19 protein-coding genes are annotated in these 19,475 nt (G+C 64.9%); 8 read left to right on the top strand and 11 right to left on the bottom strand.

Annotated features, from left to right (window positions below):
• From ACP15R_RS07265 to ACP15R_RS07255, 3 genes are read left to right on the top strand one after another with little or no spacing between them, the layout of a single operon-like run.
• Window positions 1-1,305, top strand: coding sequence for a c-type cytochrome (locus ACP15R_RS07265; protein ID WP_424985729.1), 1,305 nt, complete (start codon window positions 1-3; stop codon window positions 1,303-1,305).
• A gap of 17 nt (window positions 1,306-1,322) precedes the next feature.
• The gene (locus ACP15R_RS07260) at window positions 1,323-1,784 is read left to right on the top strand and encodes a (2Fe-2S)-binding protein (RefSeq protein ID WP_424985728.1); all 462 of its coding nucleotides are present in this window, start codon (window positions 1,323-1,325) and stop codon (window positions 1,782-1,784) included.
• Window positions 1,785-1,787: 3 nt separating this feature from the next.
• Window positions 1,788-4,100, top strand: a complete 2,313-nt coding sequence (locus ACP15R_RS07255) for a molybdopterin cofactor-binding domain-containing protein (RefSeq protein ID WP_424985727.1) — start codon at window positions 1,788-1,790, stop codon at window positions 4,098-4,100.
• 61 nt (window positions 4,101-4,161) lie between these two features.
• On the opposite strand, the gene ACP15R_RS07250 is transcribed toward ACP15R_RS07255, so the two are convergent.
• The 5 genes from ACP15R_RS07250 to paaI all read right to left on the bottom strand — a co-directional run bounded on the left by ACP15R_RS07250 (window position 4,162) and on the right by paaI (window position 8,207).
• Complete coding sequence (locus ACP15R_RS07250) at window positions 4,162-4,629, bottom strand: c-type cytochrome (RefSeq protein ID WP_424985726.1); 468 nt, start codon at window positions 4,627-4,629, stop codon at window positions 4,162-4,164.
• Between the two features lie 77 nt (window positions 4,630-4,706).
• Window positions 4,707-5,276, bottom strand: a complete 570-nt coding sequence (locus ACP15R_RS07245) for a TetR/AcrR family transcriptional regulator (protein ID WP_424985725.1) — start codon at window positions 5,274-5,276, stop codon at window positions 4,707-4,709.
• The gene (gene paaK / locus ACP15R_RS07240; protein ID WP_424985724.1) at window positions 5,276-6,586 is read right to left on the bottom strand and encodes a phenylacetate--CoA ligase PaaK; all 1,311 of its coding nucleotides are present in this window, start codon (window positions 6,584-6,586) and stop codon (window positions 5,276-5,278) included. Before paaK ends, ACP15R_RS07245 begins: the two co-directional genes overlap by 1 nt.
• The gene (pcaF, locus tag ACP15R_RS07235) at window positions 6,586-7,779 is read right to left on the bottom strand and encodes a 3-oxoadipyl-CoA thiolase (protein WP_424985723.1); all 1,194 of its coding nucleotides are present in this window, start codon (window positions 7,777-7,779) and stop codon (window positions 6,586-6,588) included. Before pcaF ends, paaK begins: the two co-directional genes overlap by 1 nt.
• Window positions 7,776-8,207: a hydroxyphenylacetyl-CoA thioesterase PaaI gene (paaI, locus tag ACP15R_RS07230; RefSeq protein ID WP_424985722.1), complete on the bottom strand. Its 432-nt coding sequence runs from the start codon at window positions 8,205-8,207 to the stop codon at window positions 7,776-7,778. The genes pcaF and paaI overlap by 4 nt, the downstream gene beginning before the upstream one ends.
• A 114-nt stretch (window positions 8,208-8,321) precedes the next feature.
• Between paaI and paaZ the strand changes: the two genes are divergently transcribed.
• The 3 genes from paaZ to ACP15R_RS07215 are packed head-to-tail and all read left to right on the top strand — an operon-like array spanning window position 8,322 to window position 11,532.
• The gene (gene paaZ / locus ACP15R_RS07225) at window positions 8,322-10,349 is read left to right on the top strand and encodes a phenylacetic acid degradation bifunctional protein PaaZ (RefSeq protein ID WP_424985721.1); all 2,028 of its coding nucleotides are present in this window, start codon (window positions 8,322-8,324) and stop codon (window positions 10,347-10,349) included.
• A gap of 9 nt (window positions 10,350-10,358) precedes the next feature.
• The gene (locus ACP15R_RS07220) at window positions 10,359-11,156 is read left to right on the top strand and encodes a PaaX family transcriptional regulator C-terminal domain-containing protein (RefSeq protein ID WP_424985720.1); all 798 of its coding nucleotides are present in this window, start codon (window positions 10,359-10,361) and stop codon (window positions 11,154-11,156) included.
• Window positions 11,157-11,187: 31 nt separating this feature from the next.
• Window positions 11,188-11,532 (top strand): DUF2794 domain-containing protein, encoded by a 345-nt coding sequence (locus tag ACP15R_RS07215; protein ID WP_424985719.1) that lies wholly within the window; start codon window positions 11,188-11,190, stop codon window positions 11,530-11,532.
• 36 nt (window positions 11,533-11,568) lie between these two features.
• Here ACP15R_RS07215 and ACP15R_RS07210 read toward each other — a convergent pair whose 3' ends face one another.
• The 3 genes from ACP15R_RS07210 to ACP15R_RS07200 all read right to left on the bottom strand — a co-directional run bounded on the left by ACP15R_RS07210 (window position 11,569) and on the right by ACP15R_RS07200 (window position 14,200).
• Window positions 11,569-12,393 carry a C40 family peptidase gene (locus ACP15R_RS07210; RefSeq protein ID WP_424985718.1) on the bottom strand — a complete coding sequence of 275 codons (825 nt, stop codon included), beginning with the start codon at window positions 12,391-12,393 and terminating at the stop codon, window positions 11,569-11,571.
• Window positions 12,390-13,772, bottom strand: a complete 1,383-nt coding sequence (locus tag ACP15R_RS07205; RefSeq protein ID WP_424985717.1) for a leucyl aminopeptidase family protein — start codon at window positions 13,770-13,772, stop codon at window positions 12,390-12,392. Before ACP15R_RS07205 ends, ACP15R_RS07210 begins: the two co-directional genes overlap by 4 nt.
• A 65-nt stretch (window positions 13,773-13,837) precedes the next feature.
• Entirely contained in the window at window positions 13,838-14,200 is a 363-nt protein-coding gene (locus ACP15R_RS07200; RefSeq protein ID WP_424985716.1) for a hypothetical protein, read from the bottom strand.
• 187 nt (window positions 14,201-14,387) lie between these two features.
• Here ACP15R_RS07200 and ACP15R_RS07195 point away from each other — a divergent pair, with 187 nt between their 5' ends.
• Window positions 14,388-15,038 (top strand): carbonic anhydrase, encoded by a 651-nt coding sequence (locus tag ACP15R_RS07195; protein ID WP_424985715.1) that lies wholly within the window; start codon window positions 14,388-14,390, stop codon window positions 15,036-15,038.
• Window positions 15,039-15,150: 112 nt separating this feature from the next.
• Here the strand turns inward: ACP15R_RS07195 and ACP15R_RS07190 are convergent, their stop codons facing one another.
• Together ACP15R_RS07190 and ACP15R_RS07185 are read right to left on the bottom strand one after the other, a co-directional pair.
• A complete protein-coding gene (locus ACP15R_RS07190; protein ID WP_424985714.1) occupies window positions 15,151-16,173 on the bottom strand; it encodes an aspartate-semialdehyde dehydrogenase in 1,023 nt (340 codons plus the stop codon).
• An 82-nt stretch (window positions 16,174-16,255) separates the two neighbouring features.
• Window positions 16,256-17,464: an MFS transporter gene (locus ACP15R_RS07185; protein WP_424985713.1), complete on the bottom strand. Its 1,209-nt coding sequence runs from the start codon at window positions 17,462-17,464 to the stop codon at window positions 16,256-16,258.
• A gap of 84 nt (window positions 17,465-17,548) precedes the next feature.
• On the opposite strand from ACP15R_RS07185, the gene ACP15R_RS07180 reads away from it, so the two are divergent.
• Window positions 17,549-18,697 carry a DUF3095 domain-containing protein gene (locus ACP15R_RS07180; protein WP_424985712.1) on the top strand — a complete coding sequence of 383 codons (1,149 nt, stop codon included), beginning with the start codon at window positions 17,549-17,551 and terminating at the stop codon, window positions 18,695-18,697.
• Here the strand turns inward: ACP15R_RS07180 and ACP15R_RS07175 are convergent.
• Window positions 18,684-19,457, bottom strand: a complete 774-nt coding sequence (locus tag ACP15R_RS07175) for an HpcH/HpaI aldolase family protein (protein WP_424985711.1) — start codon at window positions 19,455-19,457, stop codon at window positions 18,684-18,686. The genes ACP15R_RS07180 and ACP15R_RS07175 overlap by 14 nt on opposite strands.
• Window positions 19,458-19,475 lie beyond the last annotated feature (18 nt).

Genomic DNA, 19,475 nt, shown 5'->3' with positions numbered 1-19,475 from the left:
ATGCTCAGGAAAGCTCTTATCACACTGGCGGGCCTTGCGGTGGTCGGCATAGGTGGCTTTGCCGCCTTTGCCGCCTTTGCCTATCGCCCCGAGATCGCGCCATCCAAAGCGGACAACATGCCGATGTTTTCCGCGGAGGTCGTCGAACAAGGGCGGTTGATGGCCGCTGCCGGTTTCTGTGCCGAGTGCCACACCGTTCCGGGCGGCGCGCCTTATGCTGGCGGCTATGGGATGGAAACCGGCTTTGGCACGCTTTATGCGACCAATATCACCCCGGACCGCGAAACCGGCATCGGTGCCTATTCCGAGGCGGCCTTTGCCCGCGCAATGCACCAGGGTGTTGACCGCGAGGGCCGGCACCTGTTCCCGGCCTTTCCCTACGATCATTTCACGCTGATGAGCGATGCGGATGTGCGGGCGATCTATGCCTACCTGATGACCGAGGTCAAACCGGTGCGCCACACCGTTCCCGAGAACGGTCTGCCCTTTCCGCTGAACCTGCGGATCTGGCAGGCGGGCTGGAAGCTGCTCTTTGTCGACCTGGGCCGGTTCGAACCGGACCCGGACAAATCGGATGCATGGAATCGCGGTGCCTATCTGGTCGAAGGCGCGAGCCATTGCGGCGCCTGCCACACGCCCCGCAACCTGCTGGGGGCCGAGAACCGGTCGCAGGATTTCGCAGGGGCGGAGATCGACCAATGGATTGCCCCGGCCCTGACGGCGGACAACCCGGCCTCGATCCGCTGGACGGCGGATGATTTCACCGCCTATCTGAAAACTGGTGTGACCCGCGATCACGGGGTTGCCGCCGGGCCGATGGCACCGGTGGTTCATGCCGGGCTGCGGGAATTGCCCGATAGCGACCTTGATGCCATCGGCGTCTATCTGGGTGACCGGGTGGGGACGCCGCAGAGCGAGGCCGAGGCCGAGGCTGCGATCACCGCGAGCCTGACCGCCGGCAAGCCCGATGGCGGCTATCGGCTGGAGCAGGGCGAGCGGCTCTATGCCTCGGCCTGCGCGGCCTGTCATTACAACGCGACGCGGATCGCTCCGGGGCGGCCCGATCTCGGGATCAACTCGGCCACGCGCCTTGAGGCACCGGACAACCTGGTGCAGGTGATCCTGAACGGGGTTGGCAATCACGAGGGCATGGACGGTGTCGTGATGCCCGGTTTCCGCCAGGCGCTTTCGGATCAGCAGATCGCCGCCATTGCCGCCTATCTGCGCGCGTCGCGCACCGATTACGCGGCATGGCCCGACCTCGTGGCCACGGTTTCCCGGATCCGCGGCGCAGACGACCATTGAACAGACAGGAGCCAGCGATGATTTCTCTCAAGGTAAACGGGCGCGACCTGCGCCTGGACACGGACCCCGATACGCCGCTGCTGTGGGCAATCCGGGATGAGCTGGGCCTGACGGGCACCAAGTTCGGATGCGGCATCGGCATGTGCGGTGCCTGTACGGTGCATGTGGGCGGTCAGGCCACCCGAGCCTGCATCACCCCGATCTCGGCGGTTGAAGGGGCCGAGGTGACAACCATCGAGGGGCTCGACCCCCAGGACAACCACCCGGTTCAGGAAGCCTGGCGCAACCTGCGGGTGCCGCAATGCGGCTATTGCCAGTCGGGTCAGATCATGCAGGCTGCGGCGCTGCTCAGGGACATGCCCGACCCAAGCGATGACGATATCGACGCGGTGATGACCGGCAACCTGTGCCGCTGCATGACCTATCCGCGTATCCGCAACGCGGTGCGCCAAGCCGCCGCCGCCATGAAGGGGAACTGAGCCATGACCGACACTATCCGGAACCCGCGCCAACGGGAAACGCCGGCGCTGACGCGGCGTGGCTTTCTGATCTCGATGACCGCGGCGGGCATCACCTTTGGCTTTCCACGTCACGGGCGCGCCGCGTTCGACCCGGCAACACCGGATACGGCACCATTGCCCCCGACGGGCCAGGTTTTCGATCCGAGCATCTGGTATCGCATCGACGCCGGCGGGCAGGTCAACGTGAACATCGCGCGCGCCGAGATGGGCCAGCATATCGGCACCGCCATGGCACGGATTCTTGCCGACGAACTTGGCGCGGCGTGGGAGGATGTGCACATCACCCATGTCGACCATGCGCCGCAATGGGGTGGCGGCCCCACCGCCGGCAGCCGGTCGGTCTGGTCGGGATGGTCGGTCTATCGGCAGGCGGGCGCCGCGGGGCGTATCGCACTGATCGAGGCCGCAGCCGCCGCCTGGGGAGTCGATCCGGCAACCTGTGCGGCCCGCGACGGAGAGGTCTCTGACGGGCAGAACAGCATCGGTTTCGGCGCGCTGGTCGCCGCCGGTCTGTCGCGTCATTTCACCGAGGACGAGCTGAGGGACCTGCCGCTGAGGCCGCATTCCGAATTGCAACTGGTGGGACAGGACGTGGCTGCGCTCGACATCGCGAACAAGACCAACGGCCGGGCGATCTATGGGCTGGATGCCAAGGTGGATGGCATGGTCTATGGCGTACCGCTGATCCCGCCGACGCGGACCGGGTCGCGGGTGGTGTCGATCGACGACAGCGAGGCGGCCAACCAGAAAGGCTATTTGCGAACCGTGGCGCTGGATGACCCGACCGGCGTTGTTCCCGGCATGGTGGTGGTGCTCGGGCAGACGCTTATGGCGGCGAAATGGGCCTCTGAACAGGTGCGGGTGGATTGGCAGGCGGGGGAAACCGCCGACGTGTCCGAGGCGGATATTCAGGCCCTGTCCCGCCAGTTGATCGCAGACGAAACCGCCGGTGCGGTTCTTGCGACGGCAAACCCCGATACCGCGCCGGTGTTTCAGGCCGCCGCGGATACGGCCGAGGCGGAATTCACCACTTCGACGGTGCTGCATTTCGCGCTGGAGCCGATGAACGCAACCGCGTTTCGCAATGATGCGGGCGTCTGGGAGGTCCATACCGGCAGCCAATGGCCGGCGCTGATGCAGGCCTGGGTCCAGAAGGCGCTTGGGGTCGAGGACGGGCAGGTGACGATTCGCGGCCACATGCTGGGCGGCGGTTTCGGGCGGCGGGTCTTCGGCGACTACGTGGTGGCGGCGGCACTGGCGTCAAAGGCGCTCGACGGAACCCCGGTCAAGCTGGTGTTTTTCCGCGAGGATGACAGCCTGATCGACTGTCCCCGCTCGCCCAGCGTGCAAAAGCTGCGGGCGGCCCTTGGCGAGGATGGCCGGGTGCAGGGCCTGGAACATAGCGCCGCCGCAGGATGGCCGTCGCGCACCGTGCGTCCGGAAACGTCGATGCCCAAGGGGATCAATGGCGCACCCTATGACTCGGCGGCGATTTCCGGCGCGGACCATTGGTACGATGTGGGCGCGCACCGGATCCGGGCGATCTCCAACGATCTGGCCAGCCAGACTGTCCGCACCGGGTTCCTGCGTTCGATCGCGCCCGGCTGGACCAACTTTGCGGTCGAGAGCTTCATGGACGAGATCGCCCACCGGGCCGGTCAGGACCCGGTGGCCTTTCGCCTGGCGCATCTTCGCGCCGAGGGTGACAATGCGGGCACGGCACCGCATTCGGTGGGGGGCGCGGACCGGCAGGCGCATGTGCTCAGACGGGTGGCCGAGCTCTCGGGCCACGGTCGCAGCGACCTGCCCGCCGATACCGCCATCGGCATCGCCTCGACCTTTGGGCAGGAACGCGAGATGCCCACATGGAACGGCACCGCCGTGCAGGTGCATGTGGATCGCGAAACCGGGCGGATCGAGGTTCAGAAACTGTGGCTGGTGATCGATGCCGGCACCATCATCGACCCGGACGGCGCGCGGGCGCAATGCGAGGGGGCGGCGCTGTGGGGCGTGTCGATGGCGCTGTTTGAGGGCACGGCGATCGAGGCCGGCCAGGTCAGGGATCGCAATCTCGACAGCTATACGCCGTTGCGCATGATCGACGCGCCCGAATTGCATATCGAACTGGTCGACAGTACCGAAGCACCGGTTGGCTTGGGCGAGCCGGGTGTTACCGGGATCGCCCCGGCCATCGCCAACGCGATTTACAACGCGGTTGGCGTGCGGTTGCGTCACCTGCCGATGACGCCGGACATGATGCGCGCGGCCCTGTAGGGCCGTCGATCCGCGGCCTGACCGGTGCAACGGTCGGGCCGACACCGGCGCGGCAACGCCGTTACCGGATGTCGCTTCGAAAGGACCGGTGGCAGGCAAGGCAGGCATGGACCATGCGCGGCACCGTCTGGCGCAGGCGCGGCAGCGTGGACACGTTCAGCCCGCGCGCCGCCCGCTGTGCCGATTTCGCCTGTTCCTTGAACCCGGACCAGTTTGACCAGATCTGCGGGCTGGCATTGGACAGGGGATCGGAATGCGCCTTGCGAAACAGCGCTGGTATGCGCCCGGTGGTGGCTATAAGCTTGCGGCGCGCCTCGCGGGCGCGGGCGCGATCGAAAACCGCGCGCCCGCCCATCATGTCGCTGAGCACCGCCAGCGCCGCGCTATTGGCATTCATCGCCATCATGCGATCGCGCACGCCGGGGTCGGTGACCCGGCTGATCTGTCCGGATTGGGCTAGCACCCCGCCCGTAAGGAGCAGCAGCACCAGAATCAGCCCCGCGCCCCGCACGCGATCCGGTCGTATCATTTTGCGCCCCGCGTCTGTTCACCCTGTCAACGGCAACAGTCTAGGACGCAAAGTATGAAGATTTGCCTGCCGCCGCTTTAAAGAGCGGCAAGCCCGCCGCGCACGAAATCGGTGGCCAGATCGGCATATTCCGCGCGGCTCAGCCCCTTGCCCGGGCGGTTCCACATGTAGAACCAGTTGAGGATACCAAAAACCGACATGGTCGCGGCGCGCAACCGGTCGCCGGTGAGCCCAGGATTCTCGGCGGCCAGCGCGTCGGACATGATCGTGACCAGCCCGCGTTGCAGGTCGATCAGCGGTTTCTGCATCTCGGGTGGCAACGTAGCCAGCGCGTCCAGTTGCAGCTTGTGCTCGGCATCCGCGTCCGCATAGGCGGCAAGGATCGCATGGATCAGCCCCGGCAGGGCGTCATGTCGCGCGGCCTCGACATTGTCGGACAGCTCGGACAGATGCGCCATGAGAATGTCGAACAGCAACTCTTCCTTGCTGTCATAATAGTGATAGATCAACGCCTTGGAGACACCACATTCCCGCGCGGCCCCGGTCATCGATGCGCGGTCATAGCCGTGTTGGGCAAAGTAGCGCGCCGCACCCTTGCGCAGGGCGGCGCGTTTCTCGTCATGATCCCTGGCAACGCCCCGGGGCATCAGGATTTCGGGCGGTTGTCGATGATCCGCACCGCCTTGCCCTGACTGCGGGCGACCCCGCCGGGGTCGGCGACATCGACCTTGATGCTCACCCCTACATTGCGCTTGACCTTGCCTTTCAGATCGGCGGCGGCATGGACACGTTCCTCGTTGCTGGAAAAGCCCGCGATGGCCTCGACCTGCACCAGCATCTCGTCCATGCGATCCGGGCGGGACAGCACGATCTGGAAATGCGGCGCCAGCCCATGCACGGTCATCAGCTGTTCCTCGATCTGGGTCGGGAACACGTTGACCCCGCGCAGGATGATCATGTCGTCGCTGCGGCCGGTGACCTTTTCCATCCGCCGCATCGATCGCGCGGTGCCGGGCAGCAGCCGGGTCAGGTCGCGGGTGCGATAGCGGATGATCGGGAACGCCTCTTTGGTCAACGAGGTAAAGACCAGCTCGCCCTGTTCGCCATCGGCAACCGGTTCGCCGGTTTCCGGGTTGATGATCTCGGGATAGAAATGGTCTTCCCAGATGTGCAGCCCGTCCTTGGTTTCGACGCATTCCATCGACACGCCCGGCCCCATGACCTCGGAGAGACCATAGATATCGACCGCGTGCATGTCGAACGCCGCCTCGATTTCCAGCCGCATGGCGTTGGTCCAGGGTTCCGCGCCGAACACGCCCACCTGTAATGAACTGTCGCGCGGGTCCAGGCCTGTGGCGTTGAACTCATCCAGGATCGACAGGGCGTAGGACGGCGTGACGGTGATGCCCTTGGGTTGGAAATCGCGGATCAGCCGCACCTGGCGTTCCGTCATGCCGCCCGAGACCGGCACCGTCGACAGGCCAAGCGCATCGGCCCCCAGATGCACGCCCAAACCGCCGGTGAACAGCCCGTAGCCATAGGCGTTGTGCAGCATGTCGCCCGCCCGCAGGCCCGCCGCCCGCAGGCTGCGCGCCACGACCTGACCCCAGACCTCCAGATCGCCCTGTGTATAGCCGACCACGGTGGGTTGTCCGGTGGTGCCGGACGAGGCGTGGACACGGCGCAGTTTCTCGCGCGGGACGGCGAACATGTTGAACGGGTAATTGTCGCGCAGGTCCTGTTTCACGGTGAACGGAAAGCGGGCCAGATCGGCCAGCGTTGTCAGGTCGTCGGGATGCACCCCGGCGGCGTCAAAGCTGGCCTTGTAGAACGGCACGTTGTCATAGGCGTGCCCGAGCGCCCATTTCAGACGCTTGACCTGAAGCGCGCTGATCTCGTCTCGGCTGGCGGTTTCGATTGCTTCGAGGTCGCCGGGGCGGGGGGATAGGTCTTTCATCACGCTTTCTCCAGCAACAGGGCGATGCCCTGACCGACCCCGATGCACATGGTGCAGAGGGCGCGGTTCATGTCGTTATCGGTCATCGTGATCGACGCCGTCAGCGCCAGCCGGGTTCCGGACATGCCCAGTGGGTGGCCAAGCGCGATTGCGCCGCCATGCGGGTTCACATGGTCTGCATCATCGGGCAGGCCCAGGCGGCGGGTCACGGCGAGACCCTGCGCGGCAAAAGCCTCGTTCAGTTCGATCGTGTCGATGTCGCCAATGCCCAGCCCATGCCGGGCCAGCAACATCTCGGTGGCGGGTGCCGGGCCAATCCCCATGATCCGGGGCGGTACGCCGACTGTGGCCATGCCGGCGATGCGCGCGCGCGGGGTCAGGCCGTATTTTGCGACCGCGGCTTCCGACGCGACGATCACCGCCGCCGCCCCATCATTGACGCCCGAGGCATTGCCGGCGGTGACGCTGCCGCCCTGGCGGAACGGGGTGGGCAGGCTGGCCAGTTTTTCCAGCGTGGTCTGGCGGGGGTGTTCATCGGTATCGACGATCTTCGGCTCGCCCCGGCGTTGCGGGATGCTGACCGGGGTGATCTCGCGCGCCAGCCGTCCGCTGGCGATTGCCGCCGCGGCGCGGTCTTGCGAGCGCAGGGCAAAGGCGTCCTGGGCCGCGCGCTCAATATTGAAATCCGCGGCGACGTTCTCGGCGGTTTCGGGCATCGAGTCGGTGCCGAAATGCCTGTGCAGCTCCTTGTTCACAAAGCGCCAGCCGATGGTGGTGTCATAGATTTCGGCCTTGCGCGAAAACGCGGCATCGGCCTTGGGCATCACCAGCGGTGCGCGGCTCATGCTTTCGACGCCACAGGCGATCACCACCTCGGCCTCGCCACAGCGCACCATCCGCGCGGCAGAACCGACCGCGTCCAGCCCCGATCCGCACAGCCGGTTGAGCGTGCCGCCGGGCACCGTGTCGGGCAGCCCCGCGAGCAATGCGGACATGCGGGCGACATTGCGATTGTCTTCCCCGGCCTGGTTGGCGCAACCGGCCAGCACTTCGTCGATCTCGATCCCGTCATGCGGCGCGGTGACTTCGCGCAGCACATGGGCCAGCATGTCGTCGGGCCGGACGCCGGAAAGAGCGCCGCCATAGCGGCCGATGGGGGTGCGCAACCCGTCGCACAGATAAGCGTGTGTCATAATGTCTCCTCGAAATTCTGGCCCTTGATGGTGCGTGACAACCCGCGGAACAGGGCCACCTTGCGGCCATCCGCGCCGGTCACGGTAACGTCGTAGACGCCCGAGCGCCCGGTGCGGGCCGATTCGACCGCGGTGGCGGTCAATCGTTCGCCCGGCTGGCCCGGTGTCAGGTAGGTAATGGAGTTCTCCTGCGCCACAGTCACCTGGTTGTAGCTGTTGCAGGCAAAGGCAAAGGCGCTGTCGGCGAGGGTAAAGATATAGCCGCCATGACAAATCCGGTGGCCGTTCAGGTGATGATCCTGAACCTTGAAGGACATGATCGCCGTGCCCGGTCCCACCGTTTCCAGCGTCATGCCCAGCCATTGCGACGCCGCATCGCTGGCCCACATCGCGGCGGCGCTGCGTTCGGCGCGTTCCTGTGGTGTCATGTCTGCCTCCTCCAAGGTGCCTCTACCCTGCATAAAACCGACCGCTCGGTCAATAGTGTTGATTTTGCCCGCAAGACAGGGCATGGTGGCCGCGCATCATGGGAGGGAACCGATATGTTGAGACCGGCAAGCTATGCGATTGGCAAATGGATCGAACCCGGCGCCGAATCGCGGGCGGTTCACGGGCCGGTCACCGGCGACCAGATCGCGATGGCCGGTGGGGCGGCGCTGGATGTTCAGGGCATGCTCGACTGGGGCCGGAATGTGGGTGGCCCGGCGCTGCGCGCGATGGGGTTTCATGACCGCGCCCGGATGATCAAGGCGCTGGCGCTTTATCTGGGCGAGCGCAAGGAAGAGCTCTATGCGATCAACCCCTTGACCGGGGCGACCCGGCGGGACGGGGCCATCGATATCGATGGCGGCATCGGCACGATGATGGTGATCGCCAGCAAGGGCCGGCGCGAGATGCCCGACGGGCAGGTTTATGTCGACGGGGCCGCCGAGGGCCTGTCGCGCGGTGGCACGTTCATCGGCCAGCATATCGCGGTGCCGTTGCAGGGGGTCGCGGTTCTGATCAATGCGTTCAACTTCCCGGTCTGGGGGATGCTGGAAAAGCTCGCCCCCGCGATTCTTGCCGGGATGCCGGTGATCGTGAAACCGGCAACCCAGACCTGTTATCTGACCGAGGCCTGTTTCCGGATGATCATCGAATCGGGCATTTTGCCCGAAGGATCGGTGCAGCTGGTGATCGGCGGCACTGGCGACATGCTTGATCGGCTGGGTGCGCAGGACGTGGTCAGCTTTACCGGCTCGGCGGATACCGCGCTGCACCTGCGGAGCAATCCGGCGCTGATGCGCAATTCGGTGCGGTTTCATGCAGAGCAGGACAGCCTGAATGCCACCATCCTTGGCCCCGATGTTGCGGCAGGGTCGCCCGCATTCGAGGCGTTCATCAAGGAAGCGGCCAACGAAATCACCACCAAGGCGGGGCAGAAATGTACCGCGATCCGGCGCATCATCGTGCCACAATCGGCGATGGGCGTGGTGACCGACGCCCTGACCGCCCGCCTCGCCGGGGTTGCGGTGGGCGATCCGGCATCCGATGGCGTGCGTATGGGCGCATTGGCCAGCGCGGCGCAGAAAGCCGATGTGCTTGCCAAGCTCGCGGCACTGGCCGGGGAAACCACGCGGGTGACCGGCGACCCGGAACAGGTCGACCTGATCGGCGCAGGGGGCAATGGCGCGTTTCTCGCGCCGACCCTGTTGCGCTGTGATGACCCGGATGCGGCGCACGCGGTGCATGCGCTCGAAGCCTTTGGCCCGGTATCGACCCTGATGCCCTATCGCGACACGGATCACGCGGCGGCGCTGGCCAATCGGGGTGGCGGTTCGCTGGTGGCCTCTCTGGTGACCGATGATCCGCAGGTGGCCCGCCAGGTGACGCTCGCCAGCGCGGCGTGGCATGGGCGGCTCTATATCAACAGCGCCAGCAGCGCCAAGGAAGCAACCGGTCATGGCGCGCCTCTGCCGCATATGGTTCACGGCGGACCGGGGCGCGCGGGTGGTGGCGAAGAGCTGGGCGGGGTGCGCGGCGTTCTGCACTATATGCAACGCACCGCCATCCAGGGCAGCCCGGACGTGATCGCCGCGATCACCGGCCAGTGGCAACCCGGCGCCGCCGAGCAGGACCCCGTACAGCACCCCTTCCAGCTCAGCTTCAACGACATCCGGATCGGCGACACGTTGCACACCGACCCGCGCGAGGTGTCTCTGGACGACATTGCGCATTTTGCCGAATTCACCGGCGACACGTTTTACGCCCATACCGACGAAGACGCGGCCAGGGCCAACCCGTTCTTTCCGGGCCGGGTGGCGCATGGGTACCTGCTTTTGTCCTTTGCCGCCGGGATGTTCGTGCAGCCCGATCCCGGCCCGGTGCTGGCCAATACCGGGTTGAACGGACTGAGTTTTCAGAAACCCGTCAGCCCGGGGGACCGTATCAGGGTGCGGCTGACCTGCAAGCGCAAGACGCGGCGCACCGATACCTATGGCGAAGTCGCCTGGAACGTCACGTTGACCAATCAGGACAGCGATCAGGTCGCCCAGTATGAGCTTTTGACGATGGTGTCCTATACGCGATAAGGCTGGCGGATGGATCCGCTTGCCCCGCTCATCACTGCCTTGCATTCGCAAGGACGGCTTCGCGTCTGGTCGCTGGTGATCACCGCCTTTGGTGATCTGGTCCAGCATCGCGGCGGGGAAATCTCCAGCACCCGATTGCGGATGGTGCTGGGCCGTGTCGGAGTCGAACAGGGCGCGTTGCGCACCGCCCTGTCGCGCCTGAGCAGCGACGGTTGGGTCCACAGTGAACGGGTGGGGCGCAGCAGCCAATACCGCCTGACGGCGCAGGGGCTTGATCGATTTGCATCGGCAACCGCGCGGATCTATGCGCCCGCCCGCAACGAACCAGTCCTGCAATGGGCCGTATGTGTCACGCTGGCCGGGGCGGGGGGCGAAACCACGCGGATCGTCCCGGCGGACCAGGTCGCGGACGGTGCCGATTGCGTGGTGCTCGGCCCGCTACAGCATGTTTCCGATGCCTATCGCGCCGCCCAGCTTGTGCCGGCACACCGGGCTGCGCTGACGGCGCTTGCCGCCGATCTTGGCGCGCTGCGGGTGGGGATCGACGATCCGCTGGACGCAACGGCGGCGCGGCTGCTGCTGATCCACCGATGGCGGCGGATCGTGCTGCGGTTTCCCGAATGCGTTCCCGATCTGTTGCCCCATGACGCGCCGCTGGCCAATCCGCGAGCGGCGGTTGCGCGGGCCTATGCGGCGCTGACGCCGGCGGTCGAGGGCTGGCTGACCAGCGATGCGGGCGGGCTGGCACCGCTGCCAAAAGCGTCACAGCCCGCGGCGAAGCGCTTTGGTGGCGCGTTATGGGCTTGATTTGCGCCGCGAACGCGGCAAGGCTGATATCATGACAATCCAGCCGCCCAGCCATTTTCCCAAGGGACCCGTACCGGTTCAGGTGGCGTTCGACCGGCGCGAACTTGGCATCATCCTGTCGGTCTATGGCCGCATGGTCGCCGCCGGTGAGTGGCGCGATTACGGGATATCCTGTCTGTCCGATCTCGCAGTGTTCTCAGTGTTCCGGCGCACCGCCGAAAACCCCCTCTATCGGATCGAGAAACGCCCAAAGCTGCGCAATCGGCAGGGGATGTATTCAGTGGTCGGCATGGATGGGCAGATCCTCAAACGCGGCTCGGATCTGAAAACCGTGCTGCGCCCGCTTGAACGCAAACTGATCCGCGTGGTCGAATAAGGCCCGGAGCCATTCTGGCCGCCATTATATGAGCCCTTACAACCGCTTATGCGCGGTAACGGGGCCTTCGCCCTGGCCCATTATCCGGCGGATCGCGCTGCCGATGGGTTCCAGAACCACCGACATATGGCTGCCATTGGCGTGGATCAGCGTTTCGGCATCCACCGCCATCGCCACGTGGCCTTTCCAGAACAGCAGATCACCGCGCCGGTAGTCGCCCGGCTGGTGGATCAGTTGCCCAAGTGCTGCGCATTGCTGGTCGGAATCGCCCGGACAGCCGATCCCGCAAGCCAGGAGCGCCGCCTGCACAAGCCCGGAACAATCGAGTCCCGACCGGCTGTTGCCGCCCCAGAGATAGGGGGTTCCCAGAAACAATTCGGCCACGTCGGCCGGATCGTCCATGGTTTCGCCAATGGGCCGCAGATGCGCACGAGGAATAAATCCGGCGGATGTTTCGGCAAGCGGACCGGCACCTCCGACCACGTTCACGCGACTGCCAAAGCTCAGCATGTGGCGCTCGGGCGATTTGATGTTCGCGTCCCGGTACAGGTGGCTGGCCGGCGCGCTGACCCAATGGCTGACCGGCCCCGCGGGGGTCAGGGCGGCACTGTCCACATAGCCGACATAACCATCCTTGCGCGCCTGTACAAAGCTGACACCCGCGCGGTCTTCGTAAACATCCACCGTATCGCCCCACAAGAGTTGGCGATCGCGCGCGCCATCGGGTGCGCGCAACAGGTCAAGGACAGGGCGCGCCACCTGGCAGGGCGTTCCGTCAACACGGCGCAGATCGCCCGGCACCTCGGCCAGATGCGCCGCCGCAACCCGTTCATTTGCCGGTGTCTGGCGCGGATCGCTCACAGTTTCAACATGGCGGGCAGGGCGTCGAACACGGCCCGCGCACCGGTTCCGACCCCTCCGCGCGGCCGCGCCGGGGCGTTGACGGATTGCCAGGCATAGATGTCGAAATGCATGTACCGGGCGTCGGACACGAACCGCCGCAGGAAGAGCGCGGCGGTGATCGACCCGGCGAACCCGCCTGACGGCGCATTGTCGAGATCGGCATTGGCCGGTTCGATCTTGCTCTCATAGGCGTCGTGAAACGGCATGCGCCAGACCGGATCGTCGACGCGCGCCGCCGAGGCCGAGAGCGCCAGCGCATCCGCGTCATCGTCGGTGTAGAACGGCGCGATATCAGAGCCGACCGCAACCCGCGCCGCGCCCGTCAGCGTTGCCATCGACAGGATCAGGTCGGGCTTGTCCTCGGAGGCCAGCGCCAGCGCATCGGCGAGCACCAGCCGCCCCTCGGCATCGGTGTTGTTGTTTTCGACCGTCAGCCCCTTGCGCGAAGCGAGGATGTCGCCGGGCCGGAACGATGCACCGGAGACCGAGTTTTCCACCGCCGGAATCAACACCCGCAATCGAAGCGGAAGCTTCATCGCCATGATCATCCGCGCGATGCCCAGGACATGCGCCGCGCCGCCCATGTCCTTTTTCATCAGGCCCATGCTGCTGCCCGGTTTCAGGTTCAGGCCGCCCGTGTCAAAACACACGCCCTTGCCAACCAGGGTCAGCTTCGGGCCGCGCTCGCCCCACCGCATATCGATCAGCCGGGGAGGCGTGGCCGCCGCGCGTCCGACCGTGTGGATCAGCGGAAAATTCCGTTCGATCAGTTCATCGCCCAGGATTGTTGTGATCTCTGCGCCATGGCTGTGGGCGAGCGCGGTAGCCGCATCCGCGAGATCCTGCGGGCTCATGTCCGATGCCGGCGTGTTGACCAGGTCGCGGATCATGGTCTCGGCCTCGGCCAGGATGGTGACTCTGCCGGCATTCACGCCATGCGGCGGCACGAGGGCGACGGTCTTGTCGGATTTGCTCTTGTAGCGGTCGAAACGATAGCCCGAGAGCAGCCAGCCAAGGCATTCGGTTTCGGCCACGTCCCCGGACAGGCCCGAAGCGATGCGATAGGTCCCGCCCGGCAATTTCGTGGCCGCCGCCGCCAGCGGGAAATGGGTGCGGGCGCGTTTGGCCGCCGTACCGTATCCGGCAAGGGCCATGACCGCGCGGTCCCCGTTGGCGGGCACCAGCAGCGTTTGGCCGAGATTGCCGGAAAAGCCGTTCAGGCGCACCCAGTCGCCGGTTGCGCCATCCTGTCCGGCAAGCCAGTCCTCCAGCGACGGGGACTCGATGATATGCAGGTCAATCGCGTCCTGGGCATCCTGGGCGAAACAATGGGGCATCGGGCACTCTCGCATCATGAAACTGAACGCCAGCCTAGCCACACAGCGCCGCGCCGCAAGCCCCGTCAGAGCGAAAGATCGCGCAGGTTCCACACGGCGGTCAGCGAACGATCCCCCAACCGGATCAACCGGAACAGGGTCGCGGCGCAGGCCACGTCATCGCCATGGTCGATGGCGGTTGTCACGTCGCCGGCAACCTGCGCGATCTCGCACATGCCGATCTGTTCGGAAATCGCGATCAGCGACCGGGCGTTCTTGCGCAGTTCCGATACCTGACCCTGCCGCCAACATCGTTCGCAATGCGCCAGCCGAACCGCCAGTTCCTCGATCGCGCGGCACACGACATCCTCTGCCCCAGCCTCGCCCAGTTGCGCATATAGCGCATTGAGACGATCGCGATCCAGCCGAACGGTTTCGGTCGGATTCAAGTTTGTAATCCTGTCCAATTTATTCACCCCAAATGGTTCTGTTGCCCCCACGGCCCGACCATCATCGGCGACACTGGTTTGCAAAAGGTTTCGACACGGGCACCGGAATCGCTCGAATTTGGCTAGATTTCAGGGTAATGACACGGCAGAACAGAACGCCAGACCGTTCAAGCAAAAGGAACGATAGATGAAGCTTGCCAAACCCCTGCCTGCCTATCTCGTGCAACGATACCATGGCTGGAAAGCCACCTCGTACGAAGAGAATCGTGGCTGGTATCGGCGATTGGCCAACGAAGGCCAGCGCCCGCGCGCCATGGTGATCTCGTGCTGTGACAGCCGGGTCCATGTCACGTCGATCTTTGGCGCGGACCAGGGCGAGTTCTTTATCCACCGCAATATCGCCAACCTGGTGCCGCCCTACGAGCCCGATGGCGACCATCACGGCACCAGCGCCACGGTCGAATACGCGGTGACGGTGCTCAAGGTTGCGCACCTGATCGTGCTCGGGCATTCGCAATGCGGCGGTGTCGCCGGCTGTATCGACATGTGCAAGGGCAAGGCGCCCGAACTTGAGGCCAAGGAGAGCTTTGTGGGCCGCTGGATGGACATCCTGCGCCCGAAATTCGACCTGGTTTCTGAAATCGGTGATGCCACCGAACAGGCGCGGCAATTCGAGAAACAGGCCGTGGTCGCCTCGCTGGAAAACCTGATGAGCTTTCCCTTTGTCGCCAGTGCAATCGACAACAATGAACTGAGCCTGCACGGCCTGTGGACCGACATCGGCGAGGGCGGGCTGGAATGCTATGATCCCGGCTCGCACAAGTTCTACCCGGTCTGATCGACCAACGGTGCCGGCCCCGCCAGGGGGCCGCCCGGTTTCATGTCGCGCCGGCGCGAACAAAAAAAGGGGCGACCCGTGTCGCCCCGTTCTCGTTTGAAGGTGCTGAAAATCAGCCCTTTTTCAACACCCGCGTGCCCAGCGTTTCGGCGATCTGCACCGCGTTGAGCGCCGCGCCCTTGCGCAGGTTGTCCGACACGCACCACAGGTTCAGGCCGTTGTCGATGGTGCTGTCCTGGCGGATGCGGCTGATAAAGGTGGCATAATCGCCGACGCATTCGACCGGCGACACATAACCACCGTCTTCGCGCTTGTCGATGACCATGATGCCGGGGGCCTCGCGCAGGATCTCGCGGGCTTCGTCCTCGTCGAGATGATCTTCGAACTCGATGTTCACCGCTTCGGAGTGGCCGACGAAAACCGGCACCCGAACACAGGTCGCGGTGACCTTGATCGCGGGATCGACGATTTTCTTGGTCTCGGCGACCATTTTCCACTCTTCCTTGGTGCTGCCGTCTTCCATGAACACATCGATATGCGGAATCACGTTGAACGCGATCTGCTTGGTGAACTTCTTGGCGGGCTTGTCATCGACCGGGTTATAGATGCTCTTGGTCTGATCCCACAGCTCGTCGATGCCTTCCTTGCCGGCACCGGACACCGATTGATAGGTGCTGACCACGACACGCTTGATCCGAGCGCGGTCATGCAGCGGCTTGAGCGCCACGACCATCTGCGCGGTGGAACAGTTGGGGTTGGCGATGATGTTCTTCTTGGAATAGCCCATGATCGCGTCCGGGTTCACCTCGGGCACGATCAGCGGCACATCGGGGTCATAGCGATAGAGCGAGCTGTTGTCGATCACCACGCAGCCCGCGGCGGCGGCCTTGGGCGCATAGACCTTGGTGGCTTCAGAGCCCACCGCAAAGAGCGCCATGTCCCAGCCGGTGAAATCGAAAGTGTCGAGATCCTTGGTGGTCAGGGTCTTGTCGCCAAAGCTCACCTCGGTTCCCATGGATTTGCGGCTTGCCAGCGCGGCAATCTCTGCAACCGGGAACTGGCGCTCGGCCAGGATGTTCAGCATTTCACGGCCCACATTGCCTGTGGCACCGACGACGACGATGCGATAACCCATCTTGTTTCTCCAGAATTTGCGCCGACACACATGCCGGCTGCGGCCTCATAACGACAAACGGGCGCGGGGGAAAGGGGGCTGCTCAGTCCAGGCTGTCGCGGCTGAACAGGTAAATCAGCGTCCCCGCCAGCAGCATCAGCCCGAAAAACCCGAAAATCGCCACATAGGCCGCGGTTGTCCCGCTCGGGGCCATGTGTTCGTGAATGCGGCCCGAGGCAAATTGCGCGATGCCCGCGCCGCCAATGCCGAACAGGTTCATCAGGGTGACGCCCCGCCCGACAAGATGCGGTGGAAAGAACGCGCGGCCATGGGCAATGATCACCGGAAAGGAGGCACAGAGAAACCCGATCAACGCAATCAGGGCGACCGACAGCACCGCGCTGGTGTCGATCAGCGCCACCAGCAGGCCAAGGGCAAGCGCGGCTGCAAAATTGCCGCCAAAGATCACCCATTTGCGGGTTCGCAACAGGCGGTCCAGCGGCCCATAGGCCAGGGTTCCGCCGATCATCGCGACGCCCATGACCAGCGTGGCCTGCCCGATCTCTACGGTTCCAAGCCCGAACACGTCTTCGAGATAGGGGCCGATCCACAATCCGCGCAGCGCCGCCGCCGGGGCATAATTGACCAGCATCATGGGAAAGATCACCCACAACACAGGCAGCTTGAGCAATTCCAGCACCGAGCCGCCTGCGCCGTTCGCGACCGGGGCCGGATCGCGCACAAGGGCAAGGATACCTGCCGCAACGGCGATCGAAATGGCCGCCAGCCCGGCCAGCGCCGCCCGCCAGCCGATCAGGTCGATCGCAAGGGCCATCGGATAGGACGCCACGAGATTGCCCACCGAACCGACCCCGAGCATCAGCGCCGCGAGGGCGGCAAAGCGCGCGGGCGGGTATTCGCGCGCAAAGATGTAGTAGGACGCCATCAGCACCGGCGAGCAACCCACCCCGATCAACAGCATCGCGAGCTTGATGTGCAGCGGCGCGGTTGCCATGGCAAACAACGCCGCACCACCGCCGCCGCCCAGGAACAACAGGCTTGCGGCGGTGCGCCGGGGGCCGAACCGGTCCAGCGCCCAACCGACCGGGATTTGCATCGCGGCAAAGGTCAGGAACCACAGTCCCGATGCCGCCGCGAGGTCATCCGGCGCGGCCCCGGTATCGCGCGCGAGAACCGAGGCGAGCACCGCCAGAAAGGCGCGAAAGAACTGGCTGAGCACATAGGCCAGACATAATACGATCAACCCGGCCTGCATCTGGTGTTCCTCCTGCGCCCCGCGCTTGGGTGACATGCGCGTGAGCCATGTGCAACCAAGATGGACAGGCGATCGCGCAAACCTACATAATGGGCACCAAGCAACGCGGGCGGCCAAGGGATGAAAGATACAACCGGGTTCTATGACAACCTGCCGCGCATCGCGCAGTTCAGCGAGCTGACGAGCCCGGCCAGCTATTGGTCTCTGCCGGATGACTGGGTGGTTGGAACGGCGGATATTGTCGGGTCGACCGGGCTGATTGCCGAGGGGCAGTACAAGCTGGTCAACATGATCGGGGCATCGGTGATCTCGGCACATATCAATGCCAGCGGCGGGCAGGCCTTTCCCTATATTTTCGGAGGCGATGGCGCGGCGCTGGCGGTGGACCCGGCCCGTGCCGCCGAGTCGGCGCGTATTCTGGGCGTTCTCAAACGCTGGGCGGATGAAGAATTCGGCGTCTCCCTGCGTGTCGCGCAGGTGCCGGTGTCCGAGATCCGCGCGGGCGGTTTCGATGTGTCGGTTGCGCGCTATCGGGCGTCCGGGGCGGTCGACTATGCGATGTTCAGCGGCGGCGGGCTGTCCTGGGCCGAGGCGCGGATGAAGGCGGGCGAAAATGCCCTGCCGGCGGCAGAACCCGGTGCGCAGCCCGATCTTGAGGGATTGTCCTGCCGCTGGAGCAACGCCACCGCGCGCAATGGATGTATCCTGTCGCTGGTCGTCAGGCCCGCGCCCGACCGGCCGCGCGCCGCCTTTGACCGGGTGATGCACGACATCGTGGAACTGGCCGAAGGGCTGCACCGCAGCGGGCACCCATTGCCGCCGGATGGTCCGGGCCTGGAATTTCCGCCACCGGGGCTTGACCTCGAGGCGCATGTCTCTCGGGGCAGGACGTCGATGTTTCGCAGGCGGCTGGAGCTTTTGGCGGAAAACCTCATCGCCTGGGTGTTCTTCAAGGCGGGCCTGAAGACCGGGGAATTCGAACCCGCCCATTACAAGGCCATGGTCAGCACCAACGCGGATTTCCGCAAGTTCGATGACGGGCTGAAAATGACGCTGGATTGCGACGCCGGAACCCAGTGGCGCATCCGGTCGGTTCTGGACACCGCCCGCAAGGGCGGCATCCTGCGCTATGGGATGGTTGAACAAGAGGCGGCGATGATCACCTGTTTCGTGCCCTCCATCCATCAGGACGATCACATCCACCTGGTCGATGGCGCCTCTGGTGGCTATGCCAAAGCGACAGAGATGATGCGGGCTAGGCCGGTTTGATCCAGCGTTTCACGGTCGCCTGCGCCGCCCTGCTCAGGGTGATGACGTCGATGGCGACGGCGACAAAGCGGGCACCGGCCGCGACATAGCTTTCGGTGACTTCGTCAGACAGAGACAGGATGCCCGGAACCTTGCCGGCGGCGGCAATCCGGCCCAGCGTTTCCACGATGACGCCATGCACCTCGGGATGGGCAGGGTTGCCGCGATGTCCCATATCCGCCGCGAGATCGGCGGGGCCAATAAAGACGCAATCCACGCCTTCGACCGCAAGTATGTCATCCAGCGCGGCAATCCCGGCGCGGTTTTCGACTTGCAGGATCAGGGCGATCTGTTCATCGGCGGTCTGTACGTAATCCTCGATCGTGGAAAAGCGCGACGACCGCGTGCTGGCGGCACCAACGCCACGTATGCCCTTGGGCGGGTAGGTACAGGCGCGCACCATCCGTGCGGCCTGTTCGCCGCTTTCGACCATCGGAACAAGGATCGATTGCGCCCCGACATCCAGCATCTGCTTGATGATCCACGGCTCGCCCACCGGAACGCGCACGACCGTGGGCGACGGGCTGGCCTGCAAGGCCATCAATTGATCGCGGATCGAACGCAGGTCATTTGGTGCGTGTTCGCTGTCGATCACCAGCCAGTCAAATCCGGCGGTGCCCATGATTTCGGCCGGCCCGGCTTCGGCAAAGCTGAGCCAGCAGCCAAATGTGGTGTCGCCGGCCTGAAACCGTTGTTTGAGCATGTTGGTTGGTGCGGGCATGTCTTGTCCTCTGGTCGC

Source organism: Microbulbifer sp. S227A (assembly GCF_049800935.1).
Note: the sequence above shows the minus strand (reverse complement) of the source record. Positions and strands in the feature narration are given on the sequence as shown.